Here is an 18,636-nt window from a genome sequence, read left to right on the forward strand (position 1 = left end):
GGCGTCCCGGCTGCGGGCTTGACACGTTTTAATCCGATGACCAGAGTGAGCGGCACATCGAGCGGACGGACCGGGGGCACACGGAGTGAGCACAGAGGCGACCGGACGTCCCGAGCCGCTGAGCAGGACGGTGGGCATCAAGCAGGTCGCGGCGCAGGCCGGCGTCTCGCCGGGCACCGTGTCCAACGTGCTCAACCGCCCCGAACGGGTCGCCGAGGCGACCCGGGTCCGCGTCGAGCGCGCCATCCGCGATCTCGGCTTCGTCCGCAACGGCTCGGCGTCCACGCTGCGCGCCGGGCACAGCAGCACGATCGGGCTGATGGTCCTCGACCTCGCCAACCCGTTCTTCACCGACGTCGCCCGCGGCGTCGAGGACACCGCCAGCGAGCGCGGCTACGCGGTGATCCTGTCGTCGTCCGGCGAGTCGGACGAGCGGGAGCAGCGCAACCTGCGGGTGTTCGCCGAGCAGCGGGTCCGCGGCGTCCTGCTGACGCCGGTCGGCGACGACGGCGAGGCCGCGGCACGGCTGCAGGAGCGGGGCGTCCCGGTGGTGCTGCTCGACCACCCGACGCCCCGCACCAGCCAGTGCTCGGTCGCCGTCGACGACGTCGCGGGCGGTGAGCTCGCGGTCGGCGAGCTGCTGGACGGCGGGGCCCGCACGCTGGCGTTCGTCACCGGCCCGAGCGTCCTGCGGCAGTGCGCGGACCGCCGCAGGGGCGCGCTGCGGGCGCTGCGCGCCGCCGGCCTCGGCCGCGAGGCGATGCGGGAGATCACGGTCGGCGCGATGAACGCCCGGTCCGGGCAGGAGGCGGCGCGGCGGCTGCTGGAGGCCGGCCCGCCGCTGCCGGACGCGATCTTCTGCGCGAACGACCTGCTCGCGCTCGGCGTGCTGCGGGTGCTGCTGCAGGCCGGGCTGGAGGTCCCGGCCGACATCGCGCTGATCGGGTACGACGACATCGAGTTCTCCGCGGCGGCCGCGGTCCCGCTGAGCTCGGTGCGGCAGCCCACCTACCAGCTCGGGCGGATAGCGACCGAGCTGCTGCTGGAGGAGTGCGACGATTCAGGCGGGCATGCCCACCAGCAGGTCATGTTCCAGCCCGAGCTCGTCGTCCGCGAGTCCAGCCGTCCCGCCGCGGGAGGGAGACCATGAAGGTCGCGCTGTTCCTCACCTGCGTGAACGACACCCTGTACCCGGAGACCGGCAAGGCGATGGTGCGGCTGCTGCGGCGGCTCGGCCACGACGTCGAGTTCCCGTCCGGGCAGACGTGCTGCGGGCAGATGCACCTCAACACCGGGTACCGGCGGCAGGCCCTCCCCCTGGTGAAGGGGTTCGCGGAGACGTTCCAGCCGTACGACGCCGTCGTGACGCCGTCCGCGTCGTGCGCCGCGATGGTCCGCGACTGGCATCCGAGGCTCGCGCCGCGCACCGCCGGGATCGCGTCCCGCGTGCACGAGCTGTCGGAGTTCCTCGTGGACGTGCTGGGCGTCACCGACGTGGGCGCCTACTTCCCGCACCGCGTCACCTACCACCCGACGTGCCATTCGCTGCGGATGCTGCACGTCGGCGACCGGCCGCTGCGGCTGCTGCGGGAGGTCCGCGGCATCGACCTGGCCGACCTGCCCGACGCGGACGAGTGCTGCGGGTTCGGCGGGACGTTCGCGCTGAAGAACTCCGAGGTGTCGGCCGCGATGTGCGCGGACAAGGTCACCGCCGTCCGGGCGACCGGGGCGCGGGCGCTCTGCGCCGCCGACAACTCGTGCCTGATGCACATCGGCGGCGCGCTCACCCGCACCCGCGCCGGGGTGCGGACGGTCCACCTCGCCGAGATCCTCGCTTCCACGGAGGAGACTCCCCTATGAGCGAAGCGATGCCGACCTACCTCGGGATGCCGTCCTTCCCCGACGCGGCGCGCGGCGCGGTGGCCGACCCGCGGCTCCGCGGCAACCTCGCCCACGCGACCACGACGATCCGGGAGCGGCGCGCCGCCGCCGTCGCCGAACTCGACGACTGGCCCGCGCTGCGCGAGGCGGGCAAGCAGATCAAGGACCACGTCCTGGAGCACCTCGGGCACTACCTGCGCCTGCTGGAGCAGCGGGTCACCGAGGCGGGCGGAACGGTGCACTGGGCCCGCGACGCCGGAGAGGCCAACCGGATCGTCGCGGATCTGGTGAAGGCCACCGGCGAGACCGAGGTCGTCAAGGTCAAGTCGATGGCGACGCAGGAGATCGGCCTGAACGAGTTCCTGGCCGAGGAGGGCGTCACCGCCTACGAGACCGACCTCGCCGAGCTGATCGTGCAGCTCGGCGACGACCGCCCGTCGCACATCCTCGTCCCCGCCATCCACCGCAACAGGGCCGACATCCGCGACATCTTCCTGCGCGCGATGGACGACGCGCCCGAGGGGCTGACCGACTCCCCCGCCGAGCTGGCCGAGGCCGCCCGCCGGCACCTGCGCGCCAAGTTCCTGTCCGCGAAGGTGGCCGTGTCGGGCGTGAACTTCGCCGTCGCCGACACCGGAACCCTCGTCGTGCTGGAGTCGGAGGGCAACGGGCGGATGTGCCTGACCCTCCCCGAGACGCTGATCTCGGTGATGGGCGTGGAGAAGATCGTCCCGAGCTGGCGGGACCTGGAGGTGTTCCTCCAGCTGCTGCCCCGCTCGTCCACGGCCGAGCGGATGAACCCCTACACCTCCACCTGGACGGGCGTCTCCCCCGGCGACGGCCCGCGCGACTTCCATCTCGTCCTGCTGGACAACGGCCGCACCGCCACGCTGGCCGACGAGGTGGGCCGGCAGGCACTGCGCTGCATCCGCTGCTCGGCGTGCCTGAACGTGTGCCCCGTCTACCGGCGCGCGGGCGGCCACGCCTACGGGTCGCCGTATCCGGGGCCGATCGGCGCGATCCTGTCGCCGCAGATCCGCGGCATCGGCTCGGACGTGGACGCCTCGCTGCCCTACGCGTCGACGCTGTGCGGGGCGTGCTTCGATGCCTGCCCGGTCGCGATCGACATCCCGGAGGTGCTCGTCCACCTGCGGGCACGCGCCGTCGAGCAGGGCCCCCGCCACCCGCTCGAACGGGTGGCGATGACGGCGGCCGGGTGGACGCTGCGCTCCCCCACCCGGCTCGGGCTCGCGCAGCGCGCCGCGTCCGCGAGCCGCCGCGTCGTGGCGCGCGGCGGCCGGATCCGGCGGCTGCCCGGGCCGCTGGGCGCGTGGACCGAGACGCGGGACGCGCCCGCGCCGCCGCCCGAGTCGTTCCGCGCCTGGTGGGCCCGCACGGACGGCGGCCGGAAGGAGGACGAGCGGTGAACGCCCGCGAGGAGATCCTCCGCCGGATCGAGGGGATCGCGCCCACCCGCCCGGCCGCCGAGGTCGCCGCCGCCTACGACCGGATCGACCGCGGGTACCTGCGCGGCCACCACGGCGACGCGTCGGCGGGAGGCGTCCTCGACCTGTTCGCCGAGCGGGTCGCCGACTACCGCGCGACGGTCCTGCGGGTCTCCCCGCCCGACGTCGCGGCCACGGTCGCGGAACGGCTCGCGGCCCGCCCCGGCGCCTACGGCGTCCCCGGCGACCTGCCCGCCGAGTGGCTCGCCGCGACCGCCGCCCCGATCGTCCGCGACCCGGACCCCGCGTCGCTGGACGGGCTTGCGGGCGCGGTCACCGGCTGCGCCGCCGCGATCGCCGAGACCGGCACGGTCGTCCTCGACCACGGCGCCGCGCAGGGCCGCCGGGCACTGTCGCTCGTCCCCGACTACCACCTGATCGTCGTCCTCGCCGGCCAGGTCGCGCCGGACGTGCCCGAGGCCCTCGAACGGCTCGACCCGCGCCGCCCGCTGACGTTCGTGTCCGGCCCGTCGGCGACGAGCGACATCGAACTCTCCCGGGTGGAGGGCGTGCACGGACCCCGCACACTGGAGGTACTCGTCGTCCGATGAGCGAAGCGACCTTCGCGGCCGTCGATCTGGGGGCGTCCAGCGGGCGCGTCATGGCCGGGCGCGTCCGGCCCGGTTCCGTGGAACTGACCGAGCTCCGCCGGTTCGCCAACCGTCCCGTCCGGGTCGGCGGCACCCTGCACTGGGACATCCTCGGCCTGTACGGCAACGTCCTCGACGGCCTGCGGGCCGCTCCGCCCGGCCTGGCCTCGGTCGGCGTCGACTCGTGGGCCGTCGACTACGGGCTCCTGGACACCGCCGGCCGCCTGGTCGGCAACCCCGTCCACTACCGGGACTCGCGCACCGACGGCGTGATGGAGCGCGTCCGCGCCGAACTCGGCGACGACCTCCTCTACCGGACGTCGGGCCTGCAGTTCCTCCCGTTCAACACCATCTACCAGCTCGCGGCGGACGACCTGTCCCGGGCGGGCACGCTCCTGCTGATCCCCGACCTCCTCGCCTACTGGCTCACGGGCGAGATCGGCGCCGAGCGGACCAACGCGTCCACGACCGGCCTGCTGGACGTCCGCGACGGCACCTGGTCGCGCGGCCTCCTGGCGAAGCTGGACCTCCCGGCCGGGCTCCTGCCGCCCCTCCGGGACCCGGGCCAGGTCATCGGGACCGTCCGCGCGGACGTGGCGGCCGAGACCGGCCACGCCGGCCTGCGGGTCGCCGCCGTCGGCTCCCACGACACCGCCTCCGCCGTGGCCGCCGTCCCCGCCACGACCGGGCGGTTCGCCTACATCTCCTGCGGCACGTGGTCGCTCGTCGGGGTCGAACTCGACGCCCCCGTCCTGACCGAGGCGAGCCGCGAGGCCAACTTCACCAACGAGGGCGGCATCGACGGGAAGGTCCGCTACCTGCGCAACGTGATGGGACTGTGGCTGCTGCAGGAGTGCCTGCGGAGCTGGGGCGACCCGGACCTGCCCGCGCTGCTCGCCGAGGCCGCGCACGTTCCCGGCCTGCGCCGCCTCATCGATCCCGACGACCCGGAGTTCCTGCCGCCCGGCGACATGCCCGCGCGCATCGCCGCGCACTGCCGCCGCCGCGGCTTCCCCGAGCCGGCCACGCGCGCCGAGACCGTCCGCTGCGTCCTGGACAGCCTGGCCCTGGCGCACCGCGCCGCGCTCCGCGAGGCGTCCCGCCTGTCCGGGCGGGAGATCGACGTGGTGCACCTGGTCGGCGGGGGCAGCCGGAACGACCTGCTGTGCCGGCTGACCGCCGACGCCGCCGGCCTGCCCGTCGTCGCCGGGCCGGTGGAGGCCACCGCCCTCGGCAACGTCCTGGCCCAGGCCCGCGCGCACGGCGTCATCGGCGGCCTGGCCGAGTCCCGCGCCCTCGTGGCCGCGACCCAGCCGCTACGCCGCTGGGAGCCGTCCGGCGGCGAGTCCGCGTGGACCGCGGCCGCGGCCCGCCTCGGGCTGGAACCCTGAGCAGGGGAAGCGCGATGTCACGACGGCGAGACGGTTTACCCTCCCGAGGTTGACACGGGGCGCCCGGCGACGGTTCATGGCAGTGGACGTTGATGGCCGTGAAGGAGAGGTCACGGAGGAGGCCGGTCCGTGGGACGACGCGCTGGCTGCGGCGTTGGCCACCTTATTGACGTTCCACCCGATAGGGTGATTCACGCCAATTCTCAGGAACCGCAACGTTAACCATGATCACGGCGTATCGGCCGCCTGTCGCTGTTGGGGTGTTGACATGGAGGGTCGTGCGGCCCGCGATGCCGGGGACGTGCCCGGCAACACACCGCTGGTCGGGCGGCGGAAGGCGCTGCAGGAGATCGGGAGGGTGCTCGACGCGGCCGAGCGGGGCTACGGTTTCCTCGCGCTGGTCGGCGAGCCCGGCGCCGGCAAGACGCGGCTGCTGAACGAGCTCGCGGATGCGGCCAACGCGCGCAAGCTGCCGTTCGTGGCGGGCCGCGCCGCCGAGTTCGAGCAGGAGATGCCGTTCGGCGCCGTGGTCGACGCCCTCGACGACCGCCTCGAAGAGCACGCCCCCGGCCTGCCTCCGGGCGCGCTGCGGCTGCTCGGGACGGTCTTCCCCGCGCTGGGCGACCCGGCCGACCCGGCCCGGCTCGCCGGCGGGACCGCCTCCCCCGACTCGCGGGTGGCCCGCTACCAGCTGCACCGCACCGTCCGCCACCTGCTGGAGGACCTCGCCGAACCGGACGGCCTCGTCCTGATCCTGGACGACCTGCACTGGGCCGACGACGCGACGATCGAGCTGCTGGACCACCTCGTCCGCCATCCGCCGCGCGCCCGGGTGCTGGTGGCGGTCGCCTACCGGCCGGCGCAGGCGACGCCGCGGCTGGCGGCGCTGGTGGACGCGGCCGGTCCGCAGGGCGTGCGGATCACCGCCGACCCGCTCACCCACAGCGAGGTGGCCGAGTTCCTCGGACCGAGCGTGAGCCGGTCGCGGTGCGAGGCGCTGTTCAAGGCCAGCGGCGGCAACCCGTTCTACCTGGAGGCCCTGTCCAGGATGGGCGACGGGACCGTACCGGCCGGGCGCGGCGGCGCGGAACTGGGGGGCTGGGAGGACGGCGTCGCGAGCCTGACCGAGGTGCCGCCCGCGGTGCGGGCCGCCCTGCAGGTGGAGCTGAGCGCGCTGCCGCCCGAGGCGCTGCTGATGGCGCGGGGCGCGGCGGTGGCCGCGGACGTGTTCGAGCCCGCGCTCGCCGCGGTCGCCGCGGAGATGGAGCAGGACGCCGCGCTGGCGGCGCTGGACGTGCTGACCGGTCATGACGTGGTGCGCCCCACCGGCGGCGGGCGGTTCCGGTTCCGGCACCCGCTGGTGCGGCACGTGGCCTACGCCTCGACGGCGGCGGGCTGGCGGCTCGCCGCGCACTCGCGGGTGGCGGCGCGGCTGGCCGAGCTGGGCGCGCCCGCGTCCGTCCGCGCCCACCACGTGGTGCGGTCGGCGCGGTTCGGCGACCGGGAGGCGATCGGGACGCTGGTGGAGGCCGCCCGGGTCGTCGCGCTCCAGGCGCCCGCCACCGCCGCGTACTGGCTGGAGGCGGCGCTGGAGCTGATGCCCGGCACCGCCGAGGCGGGTACGGGCGGCCCGCATCCCGACCGGATCGAGCTGCTGGTCGAGCTGGCGCACGTGCAGGCCGTCAGCGGGCACGCCGAGCAGGGCCGGGAGACCGCCCGCACGCTGCTCGGGCTGCTGCCCGCCGACGACACCGTCCGGCGCGCCCGGACGGTGCACCTGTGCGCGGTGATGGAGCGCCAGCTCGGCCGGATCCACGAGGCGCGGGCGCTGGTGCTGGACGAGCTGCGCCGCATCACCGACCGGCAGACCCCCGAGGCGGTGCTGCTGCGGATCCGCCTGGTCGCCGACCGGATCCAGCGGATCGACACGCGCGGGTCCCACGCCGTCCTGGACAGCATCCCCGAGAGCGCCCCCGAGTGGGGCCCGGGGCTCCGCGCGGCCGTGGCGTCGATGCGGCCGATGGTGGCCTACGGGCGCGGCGAGGTCGAGGAGGCGATCCGCTACGCGCAGCGGGCCGACCAGCTGTTCTCCGCCGCGTCCGACAACGACTTCGCCGACTGCCTGGACTGCTTCGCCTGGCTGGTGTTCGCCGAGTCGTTCCTCGGCATGTACGACAGCGCGCTGCGGCACGCCGAACGGCTGGTGTCGATCACCCGGACGACGGGCCAGACGTTCATCCTGGGCTACATGCTGGCCGGGCAGTCGCGCGTGCTGGCCCAGTTGGGCCGGATGGAGGAGGCCGCCGCCGTCGCCGACGAGGCCGCCGCCGTCGGCCGCGACCTGCGCTCCAAGGAGGTCCTGGCCTACGGGCTGATCCAGCAGTGCCTGACCGCGTCCTGGATGGGCGACCACGACCGGGCCCTGCAGGCCGGGGACGAGGCGGTCGCCAACGACACCGGCTCGGGCGAGTGGTGGACGCACATGGCGCACGTCGCCCGCGCCCTGGCCATCATCGGCGCGGGGCGGCCCGACGAGGGCGCCGAGGCGCTGGTCGCCGCGTGCGGCGACGGAACCCAGGGCCTGGACTTCAGCACCCTGGTGATCTGCGCCGAGACGCTCGCGGCCGTCCGCACGGCGCAGGGCGACCAGGCCGACGCCGCGAACTGGGCCGACATCGCCGAGGCGATCGCCAACCCGGCGCTGACCGGCGACGTGGGCCTGGCCCGGCTCACCCGCGCGCACGCCGTCCGCGCCGCCGACCCCGCGGGCGCGGCGGCGCTGGCCGCCGAGGCCGCCGACCTGCTGGCCAAGGCCGGCCGCCGCCCCGAGGCCGGCCGCGCCGAACTGGCCGCCGGCCTCGCGCACGCCGCCGCCGGCGACCGCGCGGCGGCGCGCGAGCGGGTGCGCGCGGCGGCGGACATGTTCCAGGCGTGCGGGATGCGGGGGCTGCACGCGCAGGCCGTCCGCGAGCAGCGCCGCCTCGGCGTCCGCGTCCCGGCCCCCGGCCGGCCCGCCTCCGCCGCCGGGAGCGGCAAGGAGAAGCTGCCGTTCGGGCTGTCCCCGCGCGAGCACGAGATCGCCCTGCTCGTCGTGGAGGGCTGCAGCAACCAGCAGATCGCCGAACGGCTGTTCCTCAGCGTCCGGACGGTCGAGACCCACCTGTCCCGCGTGTTCGCCAAGATCGGCGTCTCGTCCCGCGTCGGGGTCGCGACCGCCATGAACCGCCCAGAGTGAACCACACGGGCTGATCGCGACTCTTAGTTCACGTCGGTCCCGTAGGTACGGGGGTCCGATCACGCACGTAAGTACGGGTTCTCCACGATGCCGCGCCGATGTGCGTGTTTGGCAAGGTTATGGCGTCAGATGCGGAGGGGATCGACATGGACGAGCAGCGGATCGCGCGCTTCACCCGCGCGGGCGTCGCCGACGCCGAGGTGTCCGATCACCCCTTCGGCACCGCCGACGGGCTCACCCTGAACCTGACCCGCTTCCGCCGCGCCCCCTCCGACGACGTGGTCCTGCTGGTGCACGGCCTGACGACGTCCAGCGACATGTACATCATGCCGGAGCACACCAACCTGGTGAACTTCCTCCACGACGCCGGGTTCGGCGACGTGTGGGCGCTGGACTTCCGGATGAGCGGGCGGTTCCCCTACAACAGCGAGACCCACCGCCACGACCTCGACGACATCGCGCTGCACGACCATCCGGCGGCGCTGGCCGAACTGCGCCGCCACATCGGCGACCGGCGGGTGCACGTCATCGCGCACTGCCTGGGCTCGGTGTCGTTCTCGATGGCGCTGTTCGCCGGGACCGTCACCGGCATCACCAGCCTGACCTGCAACAGCGTCTCGCTGACCCCGCGGACCCCGGCCTGGTCGAAGCTCAAGCTGCGGTACGGGCCGCCGCTGATGGAGTACCTCCTCGGACCGTGCCAGATCGACCCGCGCTACGGTGAGGCCCCCGCGCTGACCCGCGGCTGGATGCTCGCCAAGGCGGTCGCGCCGTTCCACCGCACGTGCGACGAGCCCGCGTGCCACATGCTCAGCTTCATGTGGGGCGGCGGGAAGCCGATCTTCTCGCACGGCAAGATGTCGCCGGTCACGCACGGCCGCCTCTCCGACCTGTTCGGGGCCTGCAACGTCCACTACTACCGGCACGTCCACGCGATGGTGAAGGCCGGCCGGGCCGTGAAGTTCGACCGGCGCGACCCCGCGCACGCGGACCTGCCCGCCGACTACCTGGCGGGCGCCAAGGCGGTCACCACGCCGATCCTGTTCCTCACCGGAGACCGCAACCACGTGTTCACCGACTCCAACATCGTCTGCCACCGGCTGCTCGAATCGGTCGCGCCCGGCCTGCACGAGCTGGCGATCCTGCCCGGCTACGGCCACCAGGACCCGTTCATGGGCGCGGACGTCGCCACCGAGGTGTTCCCGCAGGTCCTCGACTTCCTGAAGCGGAAGGCGGGCTGACCATGGGACACGACACCGAGTACGGGGGCATCGAGCACGGGGGCATCGACGAGCACGTGGACACCGTCGTCGTCGGCTCCGGCTTCGGCGGGTCGGTGGCCGCGTACCGGCTGGCGGAGGCCGGGCGGCAGGTCGTGCTGCTGGAGCGCGGGCAGCCCTACCCGCCGGGCGCCTTCCCGCGCTCGCCCGCCCAGATGGGACGGGCGTTCTGGGACCCCGACGCCGGGCTGTACGGGATGTTCGACGTGTGGAGCTTCCAGGGCTGCGACTCGGTCGTGTCCTCCGGGCTCGGCGGCGGCTCCCTCATCTACGCCAACGTGCTGCTGCGCAAGGACGAGAACTGGTTCGTGCACGACCGGCCGCTGCCCGGCGGCGGATACGAGCCCTGGCCGATCTCCCGCGCCGACCTCGACCCGCACTACGACGCCGTCGAGAAGATGCTGGGCGCGACGCCGTACCCGCTCGACCGGGTGCCGTACGACGACACCCCGAAGGCGCACGCGATGCAGGACGCCGCGGCGGAACTCGGCCTGCAGTGCACGCTGCCGCCGCTGGCGGTCAGCTTCGCCTCCCAGCCGGACGGCACCCCCGCCCTCGGGCTGCCCATCGCCGACGCCGGGTACGGCAACATCCACGGCGTCCCGCGGCGGACGTGCCGGCTGTGCGGCGAGTGCGACATCGGCTGCAACGACGGCGCCAAGAACAGCCTCGACCACACCTACCTGTCGGCGGCGGCGCACCACGGCGCCGACATCCGCACGTCCCACGAGGTGAAGGCGCTGCGGCCGCGGCCCGGCGGCGGGTACGAGGTCGACTACGTCCACCACGCCGATCTGACCGCGAAGCAGAGCCGCCCGCCCGTCCGGACGATCGGCTGCGACCGGCTGGTCCTCGGCGCCGGCACCTACGGCACCACGTTCCTGCTGCTGAAGTCGCGGGCCGCGTTCCCCGGCCTCGGCGACGCGCTCGGCACGCGGTTCAGCGGCAACGGCGACCTGCTGACGTTCCTGCTGCGGGCCAGGGACCGCAACCGGGTCCGCCCGCTGAACGCCAGCCGCGGCCCGGTCATCACCACCGCGATCCGGCTGCCCGACGAGGTGGACGGCGTGCCCGGCGCGGGCCGCGGCGCCTACATCCAGGACGGCGGTTACCCCGGCTTCACCGACTGGATCGTCGACGGCTTCGACATCGGCCGCGACTTCGAGCGCGCGGTGAAGTTCCTGTGGGACCGGTTCACCGACCTGTTCCGGGACGCGCCGGACACCAACCTGTCCAAGGAGATCTCCGACCTGATCGGCGACGGGGCCCTCACGGTCAGCTCGCTGCCGCTGCTCGGCATGGGCCGCGACGCCGCCGACGGGCGGCTGCACCTGCGGGACGGCAGGCTCGCCGCGGACTGGTCGGCGGAGACCAGCGAGGAGCTGTTCACCCGGGTCCGCAAGACCATGCAGCGCATCGCGGACGTGCTCGGCGCCGAGTACGCCGACAACCCGATGTGGTTCCGCAAGCGCATCATCACCGTCCATCCCCTGGGCGGCGCCCCGATGGGCGCCCACCCGGGCGAGGGCGTCTGCGACGCCTTCGGCGAGGTGTTCGGGTTCCCGGGCCTCTACATCGCCGACGGGGCGGCGATGCCGGGGCCGGTGGGCCCGAACCCCTCGCTCACCATCGCCGCGCAGGCAGACCGGATGGCCACGCGGATGCTGGAGCACGCGTCCGCGCGGCGGGGCGCGGGCGGCTCCGCCAGCACCGTCCCGTCTCGCACGGGGGCCGAGCCGGCCGGGGGAGCCGGCTCGCCTGACGGGGCGGGGAACGGCTCGGCGTACGGTCCGGTTTCGGGGCGCCACGGAGGGTCACGGGGACCGTCCGACGTGGCGACGGACCGTACGTCGCTGTCGTTCACCGAGGAGATGAAGGGGTTCGTCACCTACGGGGAGACCGATCCGCGGATCGGGGAGCTGGCCGACGGCCGCCGCCCGCTGTCGTTCCGCCTGACGATCACCGCGGACGACATCGACCGCTTCCTCGCCGAGCCCGCCCACGAGGCCCGCGCCGAAGGGTGGGTGGACGCGACCGGCCACGGGGGCCGGCGCCCCGTCGAGCAGGGCACGTTCAACCTGTTCGTCGAGGACGGCCCGGACGACCGGCGCCTGATGCGGTACCGGCTGTGCTACACCGACGGCGAGGGCCGGCGGCGGACGCTGAGCGGGACCAAGAAGGTCCTGCACGGCCCGCCGACGCGGATCTGGCCGGACACCTCCACGCTGTACGTGCGGCTGCTCGACGGGCACGTCGGCGCGGGCGAGGAGGACGGCGAGGAGGACGGCGAGGAGGACGGCGCGGAGGTCGTCGCGGCGGGTGTGCTGAACATCCGGCTGACCGACTTCGCGCGGCAGCTCACCACGTTCCGGACGTCGGGCCCGGACGGCCTGGAGAAACTGCTCAGGTTCGGCAGGTTCTTCGCGGGTGAGCTGTGGGAGGTCTACGGCCCCGACCTCGTGTGAGGGAGGGGCGAAACGGGGGGCCATGAACGTGCAGGCCGAGGGAACTGCGGGGTGCTCTCGGCCTGCACCTTTCACCGGAGGTCGCGCGGGGGGTCGCGCGGCCTCCGGGCGTGCTTGCTGCAGTCCAGGCCCACTTCGCCCGCTGGCGCTCGCTACGTGACCTGGCCTGTGCGAGCGCGGCACCGTCCTCCAGCCCCCGCGCCGGGGTCGTCGCGGCGACACCGCTCTTGGTGCGGGCGGGCCCTTAGATGTCGGCGGCCTGGCGGGCCGGGCAGTCCGGGGGGCATTTCTCCGTGTGCCTGGGCAACCGGCGGGTGAAGTTCTTCAGCATCAGCCGGAACAGGGCGCGTATCAGGGGGCCGGTGCCGGGGATCAGAGGCACCAGGACGGCGTTCCAGCGGATCTCGGTGCCGGAGCCGGCGGCCTCCAGATGCACGTCGGAGCGGTAGCTGCGGACGGGCAGGCCGGACAGCGCCTTGTAGGCGAAGTGCGAGTACGGCTCGTAGGCGACGGTCTGCTCGCTGGCGGGCCAGATCTTCTTGACCGACCCGACGCCGTAGGTGGTCGTGTCGCCCTTGCGGGTCTGCTTGGCGGGGATGGGGAACCCGCCCCACGCGCCCCACGCCTCCGGAACGGCCAGGTGCCGGAACAGTTCCTCGGGCGTCGCGGTCGAGGTGGCGGTGAGCTGGATCTCGTACGGCATGCTCTCTCCCGTGGCTGATCACCGAACGGTAGTCAGCCGGACACCACCGGCACAAGCCGCCCCGGGCCGCGGTGTCAACGCGCGAGGCCGTAGAGGCGCTGGACGTGGAGGCGGACGACGAGGCGGCGGTCCTCGACCATGGCGCGGCGGTAGTCGTCCCAGTCGGGGTGCTCACCGCGGATGTCCCGGTACACCGAGATCAGCTCCTCCACCGCGGCGTCGGCGGGGTCGGCGGCGACGGCCGACAGTTCGGCGTCGCCCTCGGCGACCGCGTACGACCAGCCGTCCGGTGAGCTGACGTGCAGGCTCGCCCGCGGGTCGCGCGCCAGGTTGCGGGCCTTGGCGCGGTCCGCGGTGATCGAGATGCGGACGAGCCGGCGGTCCGGGTCGAAGTGGTAGTTGATGTTGGACAGCTGGGGCCGTCCGTCCCGCTTGAGGGTCGCGAGGACCCCGAGGTCGCGTCCCGCGACCAGTTCCGCCAGCGCCACGTCGTCCGCCATCATCCGCCTCCAGGAAAGACCGTTTCCCTGGGCAACCCCGCGCCGGGCCGATCCCTTCCCGCTGGAGGCGGGGTGTCAGCGGGCGGCGAGCGCGGGGAAGCCGAGGACGCGTGCGCCGGGCCCGCCCCGCTCGCCGCCCGTGCCGTCCGCGCCGTCCGCGCCGTCCGCGCCGCTGCCGCGGGCCGCGCGGCCGGTGAGGATGTGGCCGCGGAAGGCCGCGCCCTTCGCGGTGACCTTGATGGGCTGGAACGCCTGCGGCCGCAGGGCGCAGAACCCGGTCCGGACGACGTCCTCGAACAGCGTGTCCGACACGACGTAGGCCAGGTCGCGCTCCCCGTCGTCGATCAGCAGGCGGCGCAGCGGCGCGGCGTCCAGCAGCCGCTGGACGACGATGGGCGCGTCGCCGGCGGGCCCGAACGGCCCGGCCGTCAGCGTGCCGTGGTGGAGCGAGAGCCGCACCCGCAGCGGGAAGCGGTTCGCGTCGCGGTTGACCTCCCGCAGCGCCTCGGCGAGCCCGATGACGAAGTCGCCGGCGACGGGGGCGGGGTCGACCCCCTCGGGCAGCGTGGCGAGCTCCCCGTCGCCGCCGACCTGCTTGTCCCAGCGGCTCCGGTCGAGGCCGACGCCGCGGGCGGCCCGGTCGAGGGCGTCCGCCAGCCGGCCCTGCGCGACGAGCTGCTCGCGGGTGTCGCGCCTGCTGTACCCCTGGATGTCCACCGCCAGCAGCAGGCGGTAGCTGAGCTGTGTGTTCCCGATTCCCTTCACCATGCCGATCCCGCCCTCGGTCCTCTGTGGGCAAATGGGCCCGATGCCCGCATTCGCTCCAAAGCGTGGAGTGAGCGTTGCCCGGCGGAGGTCCGCCGCGGTGGGTCCGGTTGCCTCCCCGCTGATTCGGAGTCGTACGGCCCTACGACGCGGCGGCCGGACGACAGGCGCCACAGGTAAGGAAAAGGTCGCGAACTAGTAAGGGATGAATCGGAAAATTCCCGGCCGATCGGTCACGGATTGAACCCCTGGCCGCCGGGGTCCCGTACTGCCTCCCGACGTGACACCTGGCGCACGGTCACCGCGTCGCCCCGCCCCCGCACCAGCCGGAGACCCCCGATGGCACACAGATCACCGACCGCCTCGGCCACCCGAGAACGTCCAGCCGGGCCGTGGAGCTGGTTCCGCGGATCGCACCCCACGGGCGGCGTCGACGACCAGGTGATCGTGACCGAGCTGTACCGCGTGTACGGCCGCCCGCTGCTGTCGTTCGTGCTCCGCCTGACCGGCGGCGACCGGCACTGGGCCGAGGACGTCGTCCAGGAGACGATGATCCGCGCGTGGCGCAGCGCGCACCAGCTCGACGAGAACGCGACGTCCCTGCTGCCGTGGCTGGCGACGGTCGCCCGCCGGATCGTCATCGACGACCAGCGCCGCAAGAACGCCAGGCCGCAGGAGGCGGGCGAGGGCCCGCTGGAGAACATGCGCGTCCCCGACGGGTTGGAGGATCTGCTGCGCTCCGTCGTCGTGTCCGAAGCCCTCCTCGCGCTGTCCCCGGCCCACCGCGAGATCCTGAACGAGACCTTCTTCCGGGACCGCTCGGTGAACGAGGCCGCCAGGAATCTCGGCATCCCCGTGGGCACGGTCAAGTCCCGGGTCTACTACGCGCTACGGGCGCTAAGGGTCGCCCTGGAGGAGAGGGGTGTGACGCCATGAGCGCGGACATGCTGCACATCGACGTCGGCGCCTACGCCCTCGGTCTCCTGGAGGAGCCCGACCGGCGCGCGTTCGAGGCGCACCTGTCGACGTGCATGGCCTGCCACGAGGAGCTCGGCGAGCTGCGCGGGATCGCCCGGACGCTGGACGGCATCGGGCCGATCGCCGAACCCCCCGACGCGCCGCCGGTGCCGCCGGAGCCCGCGGTGGTCACCGACCTGATGCGGCACCGGAACCGCCGCGAGCGGCGGCACCGCATGGCGCGCGGGCTCGCCGCGGCGGCCGCCGGGGTCGTCCTGCTCGGCGGGGCGCTCGGTACCGGGTACACGCTCGGCGCCGACCGGGAGCAGGCGCCGCCGGCCCGGCCCGACACCGGGACGGCCGCGCTGATGCGCGACGGCCGGACGGTGTCGGCCGCGGACACCGGCACCGGGGTGACCGGGACGGTCGCGATGGACGGCAAGATGTGGGGCAGCCGCGTCGGGCTCCGGCTCAGCAAGGTCCGCGGGCCGCTGCAGTGCGAGCTGGTCGCCGTGGACGCCCGCGGCAACGCGCACACGGTCGCCGGCTGGTCCGTCCCGCCCAAGGGTTACGGGTTCGCCGACTCCGCGCAGCCGCAGCTGACGGTGCAGGGCGCCACGGCGCTGACGCCGGAGGAGATCAGCCGGTTCGAGGTCCGGACCATCGGTGCGGGCCGCACGCTGCTCACCGTCCCGGCGTAGGTCCCGGCGTTGGTCCCGGCGCAGGGGCACCGCCGCGCTTACCGGCCGGCGGCACGGTTCTCATAGGGTGGAACGGTGAGTGCCACCCGACCGTCCGCGGACCCGGAGCTGATGCTGCCGGGCCTCCGCGAGGTGTACGCGGCCTACGTCCGGGAGGCCGACGCCCTGCCGTCGCTGCCCGGCCCGCTGCAGGCGGAGGTGTGGACGTCCGCGCGGCTCGGGAGCCTGGAGGCGGCGGCCCCGCACGTCCAGGGGCGGCGTGCCGCGCTCGGTGACCTGATCACCTGCCTGCGGGCGGCGGCGACGCCGGGCGCGCGGGCGTTCCTGCGGGCGCTCGCCGCGATCGGCCCGGCCGAGGGGCGCAAGGCGGCGGGACGCGCCGCCGGCGCGCTCGCCGACGTACCGGCCGCCGCCTGGGAGGAGGCGCTCGGACGCGTCGTCCCCGGCCACGTGTGGCTGATCCAGGAGGGCCCGCTCGACGGCGACCGGCTCGTCTGCGAGTTCCGCTACGCGGACGCGGGCACCGCGGGGATGCACGCGCTGGCCGTGCGGCTGTCCCACGGGGACGTCCCCGCCGAGGTCGTGATCGTCGGGGACGTCCCGGCGCTGCTGGGGGCGGCGCGGCAGGCGATGCAGGCCGAGCTGTGCGTCGTCCAGCCCTACGACCCCGCGGCCGTCGGGCGCAGGCTCCGCGCCGCGCTGGACGGCACCGCCCCCGGCCGGCCGGACCCGCCCGAGGACTGCTATCCGGCGCTGCCGCTGGCCCGCCACCGCGCCGCCCTCCTGCCCGGCGGCTGACGCCCTACCGGCCCATGGCGCGGTAGCGGCGCACCGACAGCGGAATGAACACCGCCGCGATCACCAGCGGCCACACCACCGCCATCAGGACGCTGTTCTGCGCCGCCCACGAGGTGCCCGCCTGCCCGGGATCGCCGAACAGCTCCCGGCACGCGGTCACGGTCGCCGACATCGGGTTCCACTCGGCGACGGCGCCGAGCCAGCCCGGCATCGTGCTCGGCGCGATCAGCGCGCTGGACAGGAACCCGATCGGCCACACCAGGATCTGGACGACCGCGACCGACTCCGGTCCCTTGGCGATCAGGCCGAGGTAGATCCCCATCCACACGAGCGAGAACCGCAGCAGGAGCAGCAGCCCGAACCCGGCGAGCGCGCCGGCGGCCCCGTCGTGGACGCGCCAGCCGATCAGGACGCCGCAGACCGCCATGACGGCCAGGGCGGCGACCGAGTGCAGCATGTCGGCGGTGGCGCGCCCGACGACGACCGCGGACGGCGCCATCGGCATCGCGCGGAACCGGTCGGTCACGCCCTTGGCCGCGTCGCCGGCGACCGCGGCGAACGTCGTCTCGACGCCGAACGCCATCGTCAGCGCGAACATGCCGGGGACGATGAACTCCCGGTAGCTTCCGCCGCCCGGCACGTCCATCTGGCCGCCGAACAGGTAGCCCATCATCAGCACGACCATGACGGGGAACAGCAGCGCGACGGCCACCTCCCCCGGGCGGCGGGCCCAGTGGGCGAGGGCCCGCCCGGTCAGGGTCCGGCCGTCCGCGACGGCCCAGCGCAGGGTCTGGACGCTCACGCGGGCACCTCCTTCTCGCTCTTGGGGGCATCGGTGAGGTGCAGGAACACCTCGTCCAGGGTGGGGCGGCGCAGGCCGATGTCGGCGACCGTGACGCCCGCCTCGTCCAGGGCCCGGACGGCCTCGGTCAGCGCGGCGGCCCGCCCGGTCACCGGCGCGCCGACGCGCAGGGCCTCGGCGTCCACGTCGACCTCGCCGGACGCGACCCGGCCGACGATCCCGGCGGCGGCGGACAGCGCGCCGGGGTCGTCGAGGACGACCTCGATGCGGTCGCCGCCGAGCCGCGCCTTCAGCTGGTCGGGGGCGCCCTCGGCGATGACGCGGCCGTGGTCGATCACCGAGATGCCGGTGGCGAGCCGGTCGGCCTCCTCCAGGTACTGGGTGGTGAGCAGGACGGTGGTCCCGCCGTCGACGAGGGTGCGGATCGCGTCCCACACCTCGTTCCGGCCGCGCGGGTCGAGGCCGGTGGTCGGCTCGTCCAGGAACAGCACCGGCGGCGCGAGGATCATGGACGCGGCCAGGTCGAGGCGGCGGCGCATGCCGCCGGAGTACTCGCCCGCGGGCCGGTCGGCGGCGTCGGTGAGCCGGAAGCGCTCCAGCAGCTCGTCGGCCCGGCGGCGCGCCCGCGCGGTCCCCAGGTGGTAGAGGCGGCCGAACATGACGAGGTTCTGGCGCCCGCCGAGGACCTCGTCGACCGCCGCGTGCTGGCCGACGAGCCCGATGCTGGTGCGCACCCGCGCCGCCGCGCGCACCACGTCGTGCCCGGCGACGCGGGCGGTCCCGCCGTCCGGCCTGGTCAGGGTGGTCAGGACCCGGACGGCGGTGGTCTTGCCGGCGCCGTTCGGGCCGAGCAGCCCGTGCACGGTGCCCGCGGGCACGCGCAGCTCCAGCCCGTCGAGGGCCTGCGTTCCGTCGCGGGGGCCGCCGTAGCGCTTGCGCAGCCCTTCGGCCTCGACGGCGAACCGTGGTTCGGCCACGGGTCCTCCCAAACTATGTACGGCATACGGAGTTTCCATCTCGGCCAATATAACGTACGCAGTACAGAGTTTCATCCCTGAGAGGA

The 18,636-nt window shown here is 74.4% G+C and carries 16 protein-coding genes; 11 read left to right on the plus strand and 5 right to left on the minus strand.

The genetic code is table 11. From position 1 onward, the window contains the following. The first annotated feature begins 85 nt into the window (after positions 1–85). From E1289_RS07230 to E1289_RS07265, 8 genes are all read left to right on the plus strand, one after another. Positions 86–1,150, plus strand: a complete 1,065-nt coding sequence (locus E1289_RS07230) for a substrate-binding domain-containing protein (RefSeq protein ID WP_243712671.1) — start codon at positions 86–88, stop codon at positions 1,148–1,150. Further along, positions 1,147–1,860 carry a (Fe-S)-binding protein gene (locus tag E1289_RS07235; RefSeq protein WP_131976602.1) on the plus strand — a complete coding sequence of 238 codons (714 nt, stop codon included), beginning with the start codon at positions 1,147–1,149 and terminating at the stop codon, positions 1,858–1,860. Before E1289_RS07230 ends, E1289_RS07235 begins: the two co-directional genes overlap by 4 nt. Then, positions 1,857–3,308: a LutB/LldF family L-lactate oxidation iron-sulfur protein gene (locus E1289_RS07240; RefSeq protein ID WP_243712672.1), complete on the plus strand. Its 1,452-nt coding sequence runs from the start codon at positions 1,857–1,859 to the stop codon at positions 3,306–3,308. The genes E1289_RS07235 and E1289_RS07240 overlap by 4 nt, the downstream gene beginning before the upstream one ends. Next, complete coding sequence (locus E1289_RS07245) at positions 3,305–3,937, plus strand: LUD domain-containing protein (RefSeq protein ID WP_131976604.1); 633 nt, start codon at positions 3,305–3,307, stop codon at positions 3,935–3,937. The genes E1289_RS07240 and E1289_RS07245 overlap by 4 nt, the downstream gene beginning before the upstream one ends. Continuing rightward, positions 3,934–5,367 carry a rhamnulokinase family protein gene (locus tag E1289_RS07250; protein WP_131976606.1) on the plus strand — a complete coding sequence of 478 codons (1,434 nt, stop codon included), beginning with the start codon at positions 3,934–3,936 and terminating at the stop codon, positions 5,365–5,367. Before E1289_RS07245 ends, E1289_RS07250 begins: the two co-directional genes overlap by 4 nt. A 268-nt stretch (positions 5,368–5,635) precedes the next feature. Beyond that, entirely contained in the window at positions 5,636–8,602 is a 2,967-nt protein-coding gene (locus E1289_RS07255) for a LuxR family transcriptional regulator (protein WP_131976608.1), read from the plus strand. 146 nt (positions 8,603–8,748) lie between these two features. Continuing rightward, positions 8,749–9,843, plus strand: a complete 1,095-nt coding sequence (locus E1289_RS07260; protein ID WP_131976610.1) for an alpha/beta hydrolase — start codon at positions 8,749–8,751, stop codon at positions 9,841–9,843. 2 nt (positions 9,844–9,845) lie between these two features. Next, a complete protein-coding gene (locus tag E1289_RS07265) occupies positions 9,846–12,347 on the plus strand; it encodes a GMC family oxidoreductase (RefSeq protein ID WP_131976612.1) in 2,502 nt (833 codons plus the stop codon). A 244-nt stretch (positions 12,348–12,591) separates the two neighbouring features. Here the strand turns inward: E1289_RS07265 and E1289_RS07270 are convergent, their stop codons facing one another. The 3 genes from E1289_RS07270 to E1289_RS07280 all read right to left on the minus strand — a co-directional run bounded on the left by E1289_RS07270 (position 12,592) and on the right by E1289_RS07280 (position 14,318). Beyond that, positions 12,592–13,050: an SRPBCC family protein gene (locus tag E1289_RS07270; protein WP_131976614.1), complete on the minus strand. Its 459-nt coding sequence runs from the start codon at positions 13,048–13,050 to the stop codon at positions 12,592–12,594. Between the two features lie 74 nt (positions 13,051–13,124). Beyond that, positions 13,125–13,550 carry a PPOX class F420-dependent oxidoreductase gene (locus E1289_RS07275; protein ID WP_131976616.1) on the minus strand — a complete coding sequence of 142 codons (426 nt, stop codon included), beginning with the start codon at positions 13,548–13,550 and terminating at the stop codon, positions 13,125–13,127. A gap of 75 nt (positions 13,551–13,625) precedes the next feature. Next, entirely contained in the window at positions 13,626–14,318 is a 693-nt protein-coding gene (locus tag E1289_RS07280) for a hypothetical protein (RefSeq protein ID WP_207928839.1), read from the minus strand. 444 nt (positions 14,319–14,762) lie between these two features. Between E1289_RS07280 and E1289_RS07285 the strand changes: the two genes are divergently transcribed. The 3 genes from E1289_RS07285 to E1289_RS07295 all read left to right on the plus strand — a co-directional run bounded on the left by E1289_RS07285 (position 14,763) and on the right by E1289_RS07295 (position 16,771). Next, complete coding sequence (locus tag E1289_RS07285; RefSeq protein WP_207928842.1) at positions 14,763–15,251, plus strand: sigma-70 family RNA polymerase sigma factor; 489 nt, start codon at positions 14,763–14,765, stop codon at positions 15,249–15,251. Beyond that, complete coding sequence (locus E1289_RS07290; RefSeq protein ID WP_131976618.1) at positions 15,248–15,973, plus strand: zf-HC2 domain-containing protein; 726 nt, start codon at positions 15,248–15,250, stop codon at positions 15,971–15,973. Before E1289_RS07285 ends, E1289_RS07290 begins: the two co-directional genes overlap by 4 nt. A 75-nt stretch (positions 15,974–16,048) precedes the next feature. Next, positions 16,049–16,771 (plus strand): hypothetical protein, encoded by a 723-nt coding sequence (locus tag E1289_RS07295; protein WP_131976620.1) that lies wholly within the window; start codon positions 16,049–16,051, stop codon positions 16,769–16,771. 4 nt (positions 16,772–16,775) lie between these two features. Here the strand turns inward: E1289_RS07295 and E1289_RS07300 are convergent, their stop codons facing one another. Further along, positions 16,776–17,573, minus strand: a complete 798-nt coding sequence (locus E1289_RS07300) for an ABC transporter permease (RefSeq protein WP_131976622.1) — start codon at positions 17,571–17,573, stop codon at positions 16,776–16,778. Then, positions 17,570–18,550: an ATP-binding cassette domain-containing protein gene (locus E1289_RS07305; protein ID WP_243712674.1), complete on the minus strand. Its 981-nt coding sequence runs from the start codon at positions 18,548–18,550 to the stop codon at positions 17,570–17,572. Before E1289_RS07305 ends, E1289_RS07300 begins: the two co-directional genes overlap by 4 nt. Between the last annotated feature and the right edge of the window lie 86 nt (positions 18,551–18,636).

It is taken from the genome of Actinomadura sp. 6K520, assembly GCF_004349245.1.
GTDB lineage: Bacteria > Actinomycetota > Actinomycetes > Streptosporangiales > Streptosporangiaceae > Spirillospora.

Bases quoted from the DNA above. Each gene is read 5' to 3' on its own strand.
- E1289_RS07235 (WP_131976602.1), top strand. From the start codon at position 1,147: ATGAAGGTCGCGCTGTTCCTCACCTGCGTGAACGACACCCTGTACCCG.
- E1289_RS07240 (WP_243712672.1), top strand. From the start codon at position 1,857: ATGAGCGAAGCGATGCCGACCTACCTCGGGATGCCGTCCTTCCCCGAC.
- E1289_RS07250 (WP_131976606.1), top strand. From the start codon at position 3,934: ATGAGCGAAGCGACCTTCGCGGCCGTCGATCTGGGGGCGTCCAGCGGG.
- E1289_RS07255 (WP_131976608.1), top strand. From the start codon at position 5,636: ATGGAGGGTCGTGCGGCCCGCGATGCCGGGGACGTGCCCGGCAACACA.
- E1289_RS07260 (WP_131976610.1), top strand. From the start codon at position 8,749: ATGGACGAGCAGCGGATCGCGCGCTTCACCCGCGCGGGCGTCGCCGAC.
- E1289_RS07265 (WP_131976612.1), top strand. From the start codon at position 9,846: ATGGGACACGACACCGAGTACGGGGGCATCGAGCACGGGGGCATCGAC.
- E1289_RS07270 (WP_131976614.1), bottom strand. From the start codon at position 13,050: ATGCCGTACGAGATCCAGCTCACCGCCACCTCGACCGCGACGCCCGAG.
- E1289_RS07275 (WP_131976616.1), bottom strand. From the start codon at position 13,550: ATGGCGGACGACGTGGCGCTGGCGGAACTGGTCGCGGGACGCGACCTC.
- E1289_RS07280 (WP_207928839.1), bottom strand. From the start codon at position 14,318: ATGGTGAAGGGAATCGGGAACACACAGCTCAGCTACCGCCTGCTGCTG.
- E1289_RS07290 (WP_131976618.1), top strand. From the start codon at position 15,248: ATGAGCGCGGACATGCTGCACATCGACGTCGGCGCCTACGCCCTCGGT.